This is a genomic window from Sphingomonas sp. (assembly GCF_041661885.1).
Classification (GTDB): Bacteria; Pseudomonadota; Alphaproteobacteria; order Sphingomonadales; family Sphingomonadaceae; genus Sphingomonas.
The window spans coordinates 623,878-637,852 of the sequence record NZ_JBAZTL010000001.1 but is presented as its reverse complement, the minus strand read 5'-3'; the positions used below and the strand labels follow the sequence as shown (position 1 = coordinate 637,852).

Below are 13,975 nucleotides of genomic sequence, written 5' to 3'. Positions count from 1 at the left end.
CCGCCCCTCACCCCAGCGGCGCATCGATCGAAGTCGGCGGCACGCTGAACCATTTCGGGCCGCTCGCGGTCATGTGGAAGCAATCCTCCAGCCGCACGCCGAACTTGCCCGGCAAATACAGGCCCGGCTCGTCCGAAAAGCACATGCCCTCGGCCAGCCGCGTCGTTTCCCCGTGAACGAGGTTAACCGGCTCATGCCCGTCAAGCCCGATGCCATGCCCGGTGCGGTGCGACAGGCCCGGCAAACGATAGCCCGGCCCATAGCCGAGCGAGGCATAGAACCCGCGCACCGCATCATCCACCGCGCCCGCCGGCGTGCCGATCTGCGCTGCGGCGAAGGCCGTGGCCTGGCCAGCGCGGACATGCTCCCACACCGTGCGCTGTTCCTTGCTCGCGCTGCCGAACACGAAGGTGCGCGAGACATCCGATTGATACCCTTGCACGGAGCAGCCGCAATCCATCAGCACGATCTGCCCGTCGGCAACAACCTGCGGGTCGCGGCTGCCATGCGGATAGGCCGCCGCCGGGCCGATCAGCACCAACGCGAATTCAGGCGCCCCGCCCAATTGGCGCGTGGCGGCATTCATCAGCGCGGCGATGTCGGCGGGCTTCATGCCCTTTTCCACGCGCGGCCACGTCCAGCGATAAGCGGCGATGGTCACGTCGGTCGCGGTCTGCATCAGCGCGATTTCGGGCGCGGTCTTGCGCATCCGCACCCCGCGCACCACCGGATTGGCCGAGACGATCTTCGCCCCCGGCAGCGCCCGCGCCAGGCCATCGACCGCGAAATAGCGCACCGTTTCCTCAATGCCGACCGGGCGTTCCGCCAACTTGCGTTCGCGCAGGAAGCCCGCGACCAGCTTCAGCGGATCCTCATCCTCCTGCCACACGCGCACATCGGCGGCGACGCCGAGCGTCTGGCGCACCGAGGGTTCCTCAAAGAACGGCGTGATGATGCACGGCTTGCCCTCGACCGGCAGGATCGCCGCGGTCAGGCGCTCGCTGCGAAACCAGGTCACGCCGGTGAAATAGACCAGGCTCGATCCCGATTCGATCAGCACCGCCCCGATGCCGTGCGCCTTCATCAACGCTTGCGCGCGGGTGATACGCGCGCGGCGCTCGTCGGGCCCGATCGGCGTTGCACTACTGGCGATGTTGCGCAGGCCCGCGAGATCGGGCTCCGCCGCCCGCACGATGCCACGCGCCGAAAGCAGCGGAAGGAACGCGGCCCCCGCCGCAACCCCGCGTCGGGTGAACGTCACCATGCGCAGCTTCTGTCCAACGGTTTCGTGATTGTCATCATGCTTGCGCGCCCTTGTCTTTGCCCGGACTGTGCCAGCGCTGCGCACCGCTCGCAACGCGACAGTGTCGCGCGCGCTTGACCGCTCGCGCTTTCTCGCCTTGATGAGCGCCACGAGCAATTAGGGGCAAGACGTGGCGAAGCGGCTGACAACATTTATCCTGATCGGGCTGGTGCTGGGCCTGATCGTCGGGTGTACGCTCAATTTCGCGATCGCCGATGGCACGCCTGCCGCAGCGGCGCGGCTGAAAGAGATTGCCGGTTACATTTCGATCATCACCACCGTGTTTCTGCGGCTGATCAAGATGATCATCGCGCCGCTGGTGCTTTCGACCCTCATCGTCGGTATTACGCATATGGGCGGCACCGGGGCGCTCGGGCGGATCGGGTTGCGCGCAATCGCCTGGTTCGTGGGCGCGAGCCTTTTGTCGCTCTCGCTCGGGCTCGTGCTGTTCCATGTCACCGCGTCGCTGGGCGAGGTGCTCGGGCTCGCGCCGCACCTCACCCTGCCTCCCGTTACCGTTGGCAGCGGGGTCGAAAAGGCCGGGTTTGATCTCGCCAAGTTCGTGACGCATGTCGTCCCCTCGTCGATTTTCGATGCGATGGCGACCAACGAAATCCTGCAAATCGTCGTCTTTTCGGTGTTCATCGGCGTGGCGATTTCGGCGGTTGGCGAGAAGGCCGCGCCGTTGGTGCGCGCGACCGAGGCGCTGGTCGCGGTGATGCTGCAAGTCACCAATTACGTGATGATGTTCGCGCCGCTCGCGGTGTTCGCCGCGGTATCCGCGACGCTGACCGAACAGGGCCCTGGCGTCATCAAGAACCTCGCTTACTTCATGGGCAGTTTTTATGTCGGGCTGGCGGTGTTGTGGGCGCTGCTGTTCGGCGTGTGCTTCCTCATCGTCGGCCGGCGCACGCGCAGCCTGTTGCGCTATATCGGCGCGCCGTTGATGATCGGCTTTTCGACCGCCTCGTCCGAAGCCGCGCTGCCGCGCGTGCTCGAGGCGCTTGAACGCTTCGGCGTGCCGCCCAAGATCGCCGGGTTCGTCGTCCCGCTCGGCTATTCGTTCAATCTCGACGGGTCGATGATGTACATGACCTTCGCGTCGCTGTTCATCGCCCAGGCCTATGGCATCCATCTGCCGATCGGTGCGCAAATCACCATGTTGCTGACGCTGCTGATTACCTCAAAGGGCATTGCGGGCGTGCCGCGCGCGAGCCTTGTCGTGATCGCCGCGACGCTGCCAATGTTCAACATTCCCGAGGCAGGGCTATTGCTGATCCTCGCGGTCGATCATTTTCTCGACATGGGGCGTACCGCGACCAATGTCGTCGGCAACGCGATTGCCGCCAGCGTCATCGCCAAATGGGAGGGAACGCTCGAGGCGCCCGAGGCGCCCGAAATCGGCCTGCACGAGTTGCCCCGCGCCGATCACGCATAAGCGTAAGGCCCGCCCTTGGCGAGCGCCGCCTGATAGGCCGGGCGAGCATGAATTTTGTCGAGCCACGCGATCGTCGCCGGGCGTGGCGCCCTCGCTCGGATGGGAGCAGCGGCCCGATCAGATGCCATTCCTCGTCGCTCAGATCACCACGGCCAATCACTGCTCACTCCTGCAAAGAGCAGTCCCGAATCAGACTTCAGCCGCCATAGAAATCCCTTTTGTCAACATGCGCTAGGGCCCAGACCCTCACTTGTCAGCGCAATGGGTTATTCTGGCAAAATATTGAGTGATTCTCGCTTGCCATGAATGTCGAGTACGAGCATTTTGAAGATCCCTAATGGAGGACAAGCGATGATATCGACTCTGCTTCGGCGCGGCGTAGGTCTACTTGGTGCCATATGTTTTTCCGCGGCTTCATCAAGCTCACTTCAAGCCCAACAGGAGGCTCAACCTGTCGAGTTCTGGTGCGCTGAGCAGGCGGGCCCTTATTGTCTAACTCTTACGTCTACCGACAGTACGAGCTGCCAAGACGCGTTTCTTTTGCAATGTATCGATCATCAAGAGCATAAACCGACGAATAGCCCATTCGACCAGCCTGTGCAGCCCGCCCGCGATTGCACTTACATATCGTGCTTCCCTCATAGCAGCTAAAGTTGGATTGTATTTCCCGAATGGCAGCCTGCAGAACTTAAGGGGTTGCTTGCAATGCTGCCATTTGCTTTTTCTGAAAGAAGTTGTAGATCAGGCGTAAGCGTAAGGTCCGCCCTTGGCGAGCGCCTCCTGATAGGCGGGTCGGGCGTGTATCTTATCGAGCCAGGCAATCGTCGCGGGACGCGACTGGTCGAGCCCGGCGCGGCTGCGCGCGGCCTCCAGCGGGAAGCTCATCATGATGTCCGCGCCCGTAATCGTATCGCCCGCGAACCACGGGCGGCTCGACAGCTCGGCTTCGACATAATCGAGATGCACGTCGATCATCGGCTGGATGCGCTTGGCGGCGGTCTTGCCCAGCAACGGAATGCGGTTGACCACCAGCAGCACGAGCAGCGGCGGCATCATCGACCCTTCGGCATAATGCAGAAACTGGCGATAGCGCACCACCGCATCGCGGTGCGCGGGCGGGCCGAGACGGCCATCGGCGCGCTCGACCAGATAGTCGACGATCGCGCCGGTTTCGACGATTATATCGCCGATTTCGGTGTCCTCGAGCACCGGCGACTTGCCCAATGGATGAATGCGCTTGAGTTCGGGCGGGGCGAGCATCGTCTGCTTGTTCCGCTCATAGCGTTTGATCTCATAGGGCAGGCCCAATTCCTCGAGCATCCACAGAATCCGCTGCGAGCGCGAGTTTTCGAGATGATGGACGATCAAGGTCATGGGGACTCTCCAGCTCGGCATTTTGCGCGATCCTAGCAGCGGTGCGGCACCCAAGTCACACACTACCTTTCGGTGTTCGACACCGGTCGTCGCAACTCGCCACCCCGGCCATCCCTTGTCCACCATATGAAAGGCCCGCCATCGCTGGCGGGCCTTCCCGGTCTCTGCGACGACACCGAGAACACTCGGCACCGCCTTCATGGGTGGGGAACGCAGCCGTGCACTGCCGCCATCCCCTGCCCCGGTCCGCCGAAGCAGACCGGGGTGAAACTCACATCTCGTCGTCGCCCTCATCGGGTTTCGCACCCGCCATCATTTCCTCGGCAACCTTGTCGGTCCGCGCGCGGATCGCCTTTTCGAGGCGGTCGGTCATCTCGACATTTTCCTTGAGGAAGGTCTTGGCGTTCTCGCGCCCCTGCCCGATGCGGACGCTATCATAGCTGAACCACGCGCCCGACTTCTCAACGAGCCCGGCCTTGACGCCGAGGTCGAGGATCTCACCGATCTTGGACACGCCCTGCCCGTACATGATGTCGAACTCGACTTGCTTAAACGGCGGTGCAACCTTGTTCTTGACGACCTTCACCCGCGTAGTGTTGCCGATAATCTCGTCGCGATCCTTGATCTGGCCGGTGCGACGGATGTCGAGGCGGACCGAGGCGTAGAATTTCAGCGCATTGCCGCCGGTCGTCGTCTCGGGATTGCCGTACATCACGCCAATCTTCATGCGGAGCTGGTTGATGAAGATCACCATGCAGCGCGACCGACTGATCGAGCCTGTCAGCTTGCGCAGGGATTGCGACATCAGGCGCGCCTGCAAGCCGACATGGCTGTCGCCCATTTCGCCTTCGATTTCCGCCCGCGGCACCAGCGCCGCCACCGAATCGACCACCAGCACATCGATCGCGTTCGAGCGCACCAGCGTATCGACAATCTCGAGCGCCTGCTCACCCGTATCGGGCTGCGACACAATCAGCTCGTCGATATTGACGCCGAGTTTCTTGGCATAGACCGGGTCGAGCGCATGTTCGGCATCGACGAACGCGGCAGTGCCGCCGCCCTTTTGCGCCTCTGCAATGACGTGCAGTGCGAGGGTCGTCTTGCCCGACGATTCCGGCCCGTAAATCTCGATCACGCGGCCGCGCGGCAAGCCGCCGACACCAAGCGCGATGTCGAGCCCGAGCGAACCGGTCGAGATCACCTCGACCTGCATCGTCTGTTTCGAACCGAGCTTCATTGCCGAACCCTTGCCAAAGGCTCGATCGATTTGCGCGAGCGCTGCTTCGAGGGCCTTGGCGCGTTCCGCCGTGGCTTTGTCTGCTTGCTTGTCTGAGGCTGCCATTTTGCTGTCGATGACCTTCAACGATACCGCCATTGGTAGCCTCCTGCGCTAGACCGAACGCCGGGTGCGTTCAATGCGTGATGCAGTGTGTATCGCGTTTGTTCTTATAGAACAAGAGTGGAACGACGGCTTATGAAAAAAATCAACGCGATTATGTCGCGCCGCCACCCCGAAAGTCACCTGCGAGCGTTTACCGCAGCGCGGCCAATGCCTTGGCGACGCCGTCTATCGTAAAGGGTTTGGCCAAAGTTGGGCGATCGCGATATGCCTCCGCGACGCTATCCTGCGAACCCCCGGTCGCGAAAACGAACGGAATGCCCCGTGCTGCGAGCGCATCGGCAATCGAAAAGCTTGTTTCACCGCCGCGCAAATTCACATCGAGGATCGCCGCATCAACACCGCCAGCGTCGATCAAAGCGAGTGCTGTCGCAACCGTATCCGCCGTGCCGGCATGGCATTTCTCCAGAATGTCGAGAAAATCCTCGATCATCATCGCGATCAGGGGTTCGTCCTCGACGATCAGAATGCTCTGTGGCGCGCTCATGCCACGGCCTTAGCCCCGCGTGCCGGGTTGCACCAACTCATTTCGCACCGAGCACCGCCCGCACCGCCTCGGCAAGCTCCTGCACCGAAAAGGGTTTCGCCAGAAAGGCAACATTGTCGAGATCAATCGACTTGCGAATCGTTTCTTCGGCATAGCCCGACATGAACAGAATCGGCAGATCGGGATATCGTGCCCGCGCGTGGCGCACCATCGTCGGCCCGTCCATCAACGGCATCATCACGTCGGAAATGAGCAAATCGGGTTTGGGGCTCGATTCGAGCTGTTCGAGCGCGGCCTCGCCATGTTCTGCGCACAACACGGTGTAACCCTGCCGCGTCAGCGCGCGTTCCGCGACGGCACGGACCATGTCTTCGTCCTCGACCAGCAAAATCGTGCCCGTCCCCCACAAATCGGCCACTTTCTCGCGTGGAGAAATCCGCGCCGGAACCGCCTCGGACAACGTTCCGGCGGCATATACCGGCAGATAGATCGTGAACACCGCCCCCGCCCCGCCGCGCGGCCCGGCCTTGATGTTGTCGGCAAAGATATAGCCGCCCGACTGTTTGACGATGCCGTACACCGTCGACAATCCAAGGCCGGTGCCCTTCCCCACTTCCTTGGTGGTGAAGAAAGGCTCGAAAATCTTGGGCAGGACTTCGGGCGGAATGCCACCACCGGTGTCGGCGACCTCGAGCACGACATAATCGGCGGCGGGCAGAATGTCGGAGGCGAGTTTGCGCACCTCGGCGGTGGTAACGGCATAGGTCTGGATCGCCAGCGTACCGGTGCCGCGCGGATCCTTTGACATCATTGCGTCGCGGGCATTCACCGCAAGGTTGACGACGACCTGTTCGAGTTGCCCCGGATCGGCGCGCACGGCGCCAAGGTTGCGGCCATGCTTGACCGTGAGCGTTACGCTTTCGCCCAGCAACCGTTTCAACAAATTGGTCACTTCGGAAATCACGTCGGGCAGTTGCAGCACTTGCGGCCTGAGCGTTTGCTGGCGCGAGAAAGCGAGCAATTGCCGCGTCAGGCTGGCCGCGCGGTTGGAATTGGCGCGAATTTGCTGGATGTCGTCATAATCGCTGTCGCCGGGCGAATGGCGCATCAGCATCAAATCGCAATGCCCGATGATCGCGGTGAGGATGTTGTTGAAATCGTGCGCCACGCCGCCGGCAAGCTGCCCCACCGCCTGCATCTTGGTCGCCTGCGCCACTTCGCGCTTGAGCCGGGTTTCCTCGCTATTGTCCTTGAGGCTCAGCAACACCGCCGAATCGCCCAGCCCGCGCGCACCCGCGATCGACAAGGCGACCGGTTCGTCAGGGTGGTCTTTCAGCCGCACCGCCAGATCGGTCGAATGCGTGGCACCACCGGCAAAGCGACGGATCGCATCGGCGACCACGCCCTTGTCCTCGCGCACCAGCAAATCGCCAGGGTAAATGGGCGGGCTATGCGGGTCGACCGCCGCCGCCCGCGCGAAAGCATCGTTCATCTGCACGAAGCGCCCATCGCCGCCGATCAAGGCAACGCCGAACGGCATCAGCGAAACGAGGCTCTTGATATGCGCCGCCGCGCTTTCGCCGATCGCGGGATGGCTATTTTCTTCTTCGTCGATCAACGCGACCAGCATCGGTGCGTCTTCGCCGTCGAGAAACGGGATTTGCAGCACCCGAAGCGGGTTTTGCGCCAGCCCTTCCCGCTCGAAACGGGCCATGCCGTGCGAATCGGTGATGAGAAAGCGCGCAAAATCGCGGCCGACAATCGCGCCTTCTTCATGCCCCATCGCGCGTGCACGCAGCACGCGGTTCGCCGCGCGAATACGCCCGTCGGGGTTGATCAACGCTGCCATGATCCCGGCGCTGCCGAGTCGATCCCCGGTCGCCCCCGCGATCAGATTCTCCATCGTCTGCGCGAGATCGAGCCCCTGCGCCGCGTGAAAACGCCACACCAGCAGGGTGTCGTCCTCCCCTGCGCGCATCACCTCGGCGGAAAGCTGCGTACCCTTGATCGAGAGACGCTCCACGGTCGCGTGCCCGTCGCGCCACGCGGCGCGGCCCGCCGTGCCCAGGCGCTCGACCCCGCTCGCATCGAACGGCAGCCCGGGCGGCGTCGCGAAACCGCCAAACAGCGCTTCGTAGCGGTCGTTGGCGCACACCAGCCGCCCTGCCCGGTCGGTAACGGCAATCGCATCCGGGCTGCTTTCGGCAACGGTGCGCGCGACGCTCCAATCGGGTTCCGACGCAAGGTTCATCGTGCGGGGAAACAGGCGACGGAACAACAACAGGCTGCCGGTCAACACCAGCGCCGTTGCGCCAAACGCCGCCGCAATCGGCACGCTGCCGATCAAAAGGAGGATGACAAGCGACGCCAAAACCCCACACCCCATCGCGATGAGTGCAGCACCGCGAGCGGCGGTCGAAGGTGGGGATGCAGAAAGCGAGGCCATTGCATCCTGCATTGGGCGATGCGCGGGGAGCGTCAAGACCAAAGCGGCCAGAGACTGCTACACCGCGCCACCTGTCCCAGGCGGCGCGGTGCGGATTGTGTGGTTTACCAGACCTTCACGCGGTCGGCGGGAGCGAGATACAGCTTCTCGCCCGCCTTTACGCCGAATGCCTTGTACCAGGCATCGACGTTGCGCACTTCGACCGTGCGGAACGGACCCGGCGAATGCTCGTTCGAGATCACTTGCGAGCGCAGCGCCGGCTCACGGAACTTGATCCGCCACACCTGCGCATAGCCGAGGAAGAAGCGCTGGTCGCCGGTCAGCCCGTTGATCACCGGTGCAGGCTTGCCGCCAAGCGAGCGGTGATAGGCGTCATAAGCGAGCGCAAGCCCGGCAAGATCGGCCATATTTTCGCCCAGCGTCAGCCCACCCTTGATGTGCAGGCCAGGCAGCGGCTCATAGGCGTCATACTGCTTGACCAACTGATCGGTCATCGCGGTGAAGCGCTTCACGTCCTCGGCGGTCCACCAATCGGCGAGCTTGCCGGTCGGATCATATTTGCGCCCCTGATCGTCGAAATGATGGCTCAATTCATGCCCGATCACCACACCGATACCGCCATAGTTCACTGCGGGATCGGCTTTTGCGTCGAAGAAGGGCGGCTGCAGGATCGCCGCCGGGAAAACGATCTCGTTCATCGGCGGGTTGGCATAGGCATTCACCGTCATCGGCGTCATGCCCCATTCGGTGCGGTCGATCGGCTGGCCGAGCTTGCGCAAATCGCGCTCATATTCGAAGGCGTTGGCCGCCGCGATATTGCCGACGAGATCGTCCCGCTTCACCGTCAGCGCCGAATAATCGCGCCACTTGGACGGATAGCCGATCTTGGGCGTGAACGCGGCGAGCTTGGCGTGCGCCTTCACCTTGGTCTCGGGTGCCATCCAGGTCAGCTTGTCGAGACGCACGCTCATCGCGGCGATGATGTTCTTGACCAACTGGTCCGCTGCGGCCTTGGTCGCGGGCGGGAAGTATTGCGCGACATATTGCTGGCCGACTTCCTCGCCCAATGCCCCGCTGACCGCCCCGACCGCACGCTTCCAGCGCAATGGCTGCTGCGGTGCGCCGCTCAGGACCGTGCCGTAAAAGGCGAAGTTCGCGTCGTTGATCGGCTTGGCGAGGAAACCGGCATAGCTGCGCAATACGCGCAGGATCAGGAAATCCTGCACCACCTCGATCGGGGCATCGGCAAAGACCTTGGCTTCGTCGGTGAACGCGCTTGGCATCCCAACCAGATAATTGGCCTGCTCCGCAGCCCCTGCCGTCTTAAAGAACACCTCCCACGGGAAACCGGGGGCCTTCGCCGCGAAATCCGCCGCCGACCATTTGTTGTAGGTCAGGTCCGAATCGCGCGACTTGATCCGGTCCCAATGCGCCGTCGCCAGCGCCTTTTCGAAGGCATAGACCGCAGCGCCGCGCGCGGCTGCATTGTCGATCCCGGCAAGGCCCAGCATCTGCACCTGATACGCCTGATATTTTGCGCGCGTGTCGGCGAGCTTGGGGTCGTCCTTCAAATAATAATCGCGGTCGGGCAGGCCAATACCCGATTGGCTCAGCCCGACGATGTACGTGTCGGGCGCCTTGTCGTCCTGACCAACGCCCACGCGGAACAGTCCGCCGACGCCGATACGTTGCAGCTTGGCCATTTCCACGGCGAGTGCGGTCTTGTCGCCCGCTGCGCGGATGTCGGCGATCCACGGCTTGATCGGATCGATACCCTTGGCGTCGATTGCGGCCTCATCCATGAAGCTCGCGTAAAAGTCGCCAATCTTGTCGCCGGGGCGCTTGGCCGCAGCTTCCAGAATCCCGTGAGTCTGGTCGAGTGAACGGTCGCCCAGACGATTGAACATGCCATATGTGGCCTTGTCGGCGGGAATTTCGGTTGCCGCTTCCCACTTGCCGCCAGCGAACTTCGCGAAATCGTCGCCCGGCTTCACGCTGGTGTCCATGCCCGCAACGTCGAAACCGAAACCGCCGATTTCGGCCCCGGTGGATTTAGACGCAGCCGCCTTGACGGCCGCCTTGGCTTTCGGCGTGGGCTTTGCAGCGGGCTTTGCATAGGTCACTCCAACGAGTGCCGCAGAGGCAAGCAAAGAAACCGCGACCAATGAACGACGCATGTGATGATCCTTCCATCCGGATGAGAATGGAGCGTGTTGTAACCACAGGACACGTTACGTCAAATCGCTTGTTTCGGACCTTTTTGCGCAGCGCGCTTGCGCCATTTGCGGCCAATGCGGACCCGCCACGCCAAGCCCGCCAGGAAATACCCCGCCACCGACAGCGCCGCCGCGATCAAAATCAGGCCGACGATCGTCGCCGGGCCACCCTGTGAAACCAGCCAGTGAAGCAAGCCGACATTGGCCTTCACATTGCTGGCAATCGGCGCGCCCGGCACGCTGCGGTCAAGCCGCAACACCCAATGGCCAAGCTCATAGGCGCACCAGAATAACGGCACCGTGGTGACCGGGTTGTGCAGCAGCGTCGTCCCGACGGCGACGGGCACGTTGGCACGCGCCGGCAGCGCGGTCACCGCCGCCAGGGGCATGTGCGCAAACGGGAACAACACGCCCGTAAAGAGCCCCAAAGCAACACCGCGCGGCACCGAACGCCGCGTAAAGCGCCACAATTCCGGCGCCAGAATGCGGTGCGCGACCGGGCGGAGATAACGGTTGGCCTCCACGCTTTCGCGTGTGGGGATATGGTGCCGCGCGAAAGCAATGATCTGGGCGGTGCGGCGGGTGCGGATGACGATCTCAACCACGGTCGCGCATCAGCCTCCCCTGCTCCCGCTTCCAGTCGCGCTCCTTGATCGAATCGCGCTTGTCGTGCGCCTTCTTGCCCTTGGCCAGCGCCAGTTCGACCTTCGCGCGGCCCTTGGAATTGAAATAGACCATCAACGGCACAAGCGTCATGCCCTCGCGCGCGACCGCGCCGTGCATCTTGTTGATCTCACGTTCGTGCAGCAGCAATTTGCGCGCGCGTTTGGGCTCGTGGTTAAAGCGATTGCCGTGGCTGAATTCGGGGACGTTCGAATTAATCAGCCACACCTGACCATCCTTCACCTCGGCATAGCTCTCGGCGATGGATCCGGTGCCGCTGCGCAAGCTCTTCACCTCGGTTCCGGTCAACGCGATGCCGGCTTCATAGACCGTGTCGATCGCATAATCGTACCGCGCGCGCCGGTTCTCGGCGACGATCTTGGTTTTTTCGAAAACGGGGGGTTTTGGACGCGCCATAAGAGCGGCGATGTAGGCGCTGACAAGACGAAACAAAAGCCACAAGCGCAAATTTGATGGCGATCCCCGCACCCCGGCTATTTTCGATCATGACAGTGCGATGTCGCTCGCTATGGCCGCGGCAATCCTATAAGATGGATATATGACCGAGTTCGTGAGCCCCAAATTCGCGTCGCACAGCTTCGCAATCGCCATCGATGCCTCCGACATCGACTTCATGGGCCATGTCAACAACGCCTCCTACCTTAAATGGGTGCAAGACGCCGTGGTCAGCCACTGGCAACGCTTTGCACCATCGGAAGCACTGGCGACGCACGCGTGGGTCGCGCTGAAGCACGAGATCACCTATCGCAAACCAACCTTCCTCGACGACGAAGTGATCGCGACCGTTCTGCTCGAAAAGGTGCAGGGTGCGCGCGCCTTTTACGAAACGATCATCAGGCGCGGTGAGGAAGTGCTGGCCGAGGTGAAATCAAGCTGGTGTTGCCTCGATGCAACGACGATGCGCCCGGCGCGCCTCGCGCGCGACGTGATCGACCGCTTCTTCGCCAAGGATTGAGCGCCAGCCTGCCCGGTTGAGGCGTGCCCCTCCCCGACGCTGGCTACCGCCGCGATAGCTGCATTTCGGTTTGACGCCCGCTGACGCGTAACGGCCAAACTCCCGCCGAAATGCGGCGCTTAGCCGCCCGTGATGGCGGATTTGCTCCTCCATCCCGAGCAACCAAGCATCCGCACCGCGCCCGTAGATCGGTTTATTTGAACGTCTTGAGATACGCGATAACGGCCGCGCGCTTGGCCGGGTCCTTTTGGCCGGGGTAGGACATATAGGTTCCCGGTACGACCTGCCTCGGGTTGGTAATATACGCATCCAGTTGCTCGGGCGTCCAATTACCGCCCTTCGCCTTCATGCCCGCCGAATAGGAAAAACCGGATACCGACGCTACCTTGCGCCCAACCACGCCGAACAGGCTGGGGCCGATCTTGTTCACGCCCTTGTCCTTGGTGTGGCAGGCCATGCAGGGGGCGAACGCGGCCTTTTGCTCGGCATCCGTCGGGGCGGCGGCCAATGCGCTGCTCGCGAACACGATGCTCGTCGCGATGGCCGTGAGTCCCTTTATAATCGTCATCGATAACCTCTCTGATAGCCTGTAGTTTCTCTGGTCTTTTGAGGTCCCTCCGATCGACCGCCAATTGCCTTTTGGTGCAATGGCGGCCTGTCGCGTGCACATGCGACCGCGATCAGCAAGGACCGCAAGCGGAGCCGTGCCCGTTGGCCGGACGGTTTTAGCACAACTCCCACCAAAGGACGCCCTCCAAACCTTCACCGTGGAGGAGAAGCTCGCTTATACCAAACCGGCCGCCGCCAACCCCGCGTCCACCGCACGCCGGCTCGCCTCGCTTGGCCAGGTCATCGGCAAGCGCAACGCCTGGGGAAAGTTCGGACGAACCCGGCTGAGCGCATATTTGACCGGCCCCGGTGAAGCGTCGGTGAACAGCGCCACGTGGAGCGCAAACAACCGATCGTGCAACACCAGCGCCGCAGCATAATCCCCCAACGCGCACGCCGCCTGAAAGTCCGCACACAATCTTGGCGCAACATTGGCGGTGACCGAGATGCACCCCACCCCGCCAGTCACGTTAAAGGCGAGCGCCATGTCGTCATTGCCCGACAGTTGCACGAAACCCTCGGGACATGCCGCGCGCTGCGCCGATACGCGCTGGATCACCCCCGTTGCATCCTTGATGCCGATTACGCTCGGAAAGGCGTGGGCGATGCGTGCGACCGTCTCGACCGCAATGTCGGTGACGGTGCGGCCAGGCACATTGTAGAGCACGATCGGCAAATCGCAGGCTGCAACCACCGCCTCGAAATGGCGGAAGATGCCCTCCTGATTGGGGCGGTTGTAATATGGCGGCACCATCAGCGCGGCATCCGCGCCCGCCGCCTTGGCCGCCTTGATATTGTGGATCGCGACGCGCGTGTCGTTGGAGCCCGCCCCCGCGATCACCGGCACGCGTCCCCTGGTCTGATCGGCGCAGATTCCGACGATATGAAAATGCTCCTCCGCGCTCAGCGTCGCGGCCTCGCCGGTGGTGCCGCACGGAACAATCGCAGTCGAACCTTCGCTGATCTGCCACTCAACCAAGTCACGATACGCCGACTCATCAAACGCACCGTCGGTGGAAAACGGCGTGACGAGCGCCGGGATCGATCCCGAAAACATGCTAAAA

The 13,975-nt window shown here is 62.5% G+C and carries 12 protein-coding genes and 1 pseudogene; 2 read left to right on the top strand and 11 right to left on the bottom strand.

Annotated elements, in window-relative coordinates:
• Positions 1 to 7: 7 nt before the first annotated feature.
• A complete protein-coding gene (locus WC704_RS03165) occupies positions 8 to 1,264 on the bottom strand; it encodes a M24 family metallopeptidase (RefSeq protein ID WP_372888515.1) in 1,257 nt (418 codons plus the stop codon).
• 169 nt (positions 1,265 to 1,433) lie between these two features.
• Here WC704_RS03165 and WC704_RS03160 point away from each other — a divergent pair, with 169 nt between their 5' ends.
• The gene (locus WC704_RS03160) at positions 1,434 to 2,741 is read left to right on the top strand and encodes a dicarboxylate/amino acid:cation symporter (protein WP_372888514.1); all 1,308 of its coding nucleotides are present in this window, start codon (positions 1,434 to 1,436) and stop codon (positions 2,739 to 2,741) included.
• Here the strand turns inward: WC704_RS03160 and WC704_RS03155 are convergent.
• From WC704_RS03155 to smpB, 8 genes and pseudogenes are all read right to left on the bottom strand, one after another.
• Positions 2,732 to 2,824: pseudogene (locus WC704_RS03155) on the bottom strand (glutathione S-transferase); the annotation flags it as partial. The gene WC704_RS03160 and the pseudogene WC704_RS03155 overlap by 10 nt on opposite strands.
• 658 nt (positions 2,825 to 3,482) lie before the next feature.
• On the bottom strand, positions 3,483 to 4,115 hold the full coding sequence (locus WC704_RS03150) for a glutathione S-transferase family protein (RefSeq protein WP_372888513.1): 633 nt from the start codon (positions 4,113 to 4,115) through the stop codon (positions 3,483 to 3,485).
• 271 nt (positions 4,116 to 4,386) lie between these two features.
• Positions 4,387 to 5,490: a recombinase RecA gene (gene recA / locus WC704_RS03145; protein WP_372888512.1), complete on the bottom strand. Its 1,104-nt coding sequence runs from the start codon at positions 5,488 to 5,490 to the stop codon at positions 4,387 to 4,389.
• Positions 5,491 to 5,647: 157 nt separating this feature from the next.
• A complete protein-coding gene (locus WC704_RS03140; RefSeq protein ID WP_372888511.1) occupies positions 5,648 to 6,001 on the bottom strand; it encodes a response regulator in 354 nt (117 codons plus the stop codon).
• A gap of 37 nt (positions 6,002 to 6,038) precedes the next feature.
• Positions 6,039 to 8,447 carry a response regulator gene (locus WC704_RS03135; protein ID WP_372888510.1) on the bottom strand — a complete coding sequence of 803 codons (2,409 nt, stop codon included), beginning with the start codon at positions 8,445 to 8,447 and terminating at the stop codon, positions 6,039 to 6,041.
• A gap of 104 nt (positions 8,448 to 8,551) precedes the next feature.
• Entirely contained in the window at positions 8,552 to 10,624 is a 2,073-nt protein-coding gene (locus WC704_RS03130) for a M13 family metallopeptidase (protein ID WP_372888509.1), read from the bottom strand.
• A 59-nt stretch (positions 10,625 to 10,683) separates the two neighbouring features.
• Positions 10,684 to 11,268 (bottom strand): DUF2062 domain-containing protein, encoded by a 585-nt coding sequence (locus tag WC704_RS03125; RefSeq protein WP_372888508.1) that lies wholly within the window; start codon positions 11,266 to 11,268, stop codon positions 10,684 to 10,686.
• A complete protein-coding gene (gene smpB / locus WC704_RS03120; RefSeq protein ID WP_033964621.1) occupies positions 11,261 to 11,743 on the bottom strand; it encodes an SsrA-binding protein SmpB in 483 nt (160 codons plus the stop codon). The genes WC704_RS03125 and smpB overlap by 8 nt, the downstream gene beginning before the upstream one ends.
• Positions 11,744 to 11,885: 142 nt before the next feature.
• Between smpB and WC704_RS03115 the strand changes: the two genes are divergently transcribed.
• Entirely contained in the window at positions 11,886 to 12,302 is a 417-nt protein-coding gene (locus tag WC704_RS03115; protein WP_372888507.1) for an acyl-CoA thioesterase, read from the top strand.
• A 193-nt stretch (positions 12,303 to 12,495) separates the two neighbouring features.
• On the opposite strand, the gene WC704_RS03110 is transcribed toward WC704_RS03115, so the two are convergent.
• Both WC704_RS03110 and dapA read right to left on the bottom strand, forming a co-directional pair.
• Positions 12,496 to 12,870 (bottom strand): cytochrome c family protein, encoded by a 375-nt coding sequence (locus WC704_RS03110; RefSeq protein WP_372888506.1) that lies wholly within the window; start codon positions 12,868 to 12,870, stop codon positions 12,496 to 12,498.
• Positions 12,871 to 13,086: 216 nt separating this feature from the next.
• Complete coding sequence (gene dapA, locus WC704_RS03105; protein WP_372888505.1) at positions 13,087 to 13,968, bottom strand: 4-hydroxy-tetrahydrodipicolinate synthase; 882 nt, start codon at positions 13,966 to 13,968, stop codon at positions 13,087 to 13,089.
• Between the last annotated feature and the right edge of the window lie 7 nt (positions 13,969 to 13,975).

Coding starts and splice junctions, on each gene's coding strand:
- WC704_RS03110 (WP_372888506.1), bottom strand. CDS start 12,870: ATGACGATTATAAAGGGACTCACGGCCATCGCGACGAGCATCGTGTTC.
- smpB (WP_033964621.1), bottom strand. CDS start 11,743: ATGGCGCGTCCAAAACCCCCCGTTTTCGAAAAAACCAAGATCGTCGCC.
- dapA (WP_372888505.1), bottom strand. CDS start 13,968: ATGTTTTCGGGATCGATCCCGGCGCTCGTCACGCCGTTTTCCACCGAC.
- WC704_RS03165 (WP_372888515.1), bottom strand. CDS start 1,264: ATGGTGACGTTCACCCGACGCGGGGTTGCGGCGGGGGCCGCGTTCCTT.
- recA (WP_372888512.1), bottom strand. CDS start 5,490: ATGGCGGTATCGTTGAAGGTCATCGACAGCAAAATGGCAGCCTCAGAC.
- WC704_RS03135 (WP_372888510.1), bottom strand. CDS start 8,447: ATGGCCTCGCTTTCTGCATCCCCACCTTCGACCGCCGCTCGCGGTGCT.
- WC704_RS03115 (WP_372888507.1), top strand. CDS start 11,886: ATGACCGAGTTCGTGAGCCCCAAATTCGCGTCGCACAGCTTCGCAATC.
- WC704_RS03140 (WP_372888511.1), bottom strand. CDS start 6,001: ATGAGCGCGCCACAGAGCATTCTGATCGTCGAGGACGAACCCCTGATC.
- WC704_RS03150 (WP_372888513.1), bottom strand. CDS start 4,115: ATGACCTTGATCGTCCATCATCTCGAAAACTCGCGCTCGCAGCGGATT.
- WC704_RS03130 (WP_372888509.1), bottom strand. CDS start 10,624: ATGCGTCGTTCATTGGTCGCGGTTTCTTTGCTTGCCTCTGCGGCACTC.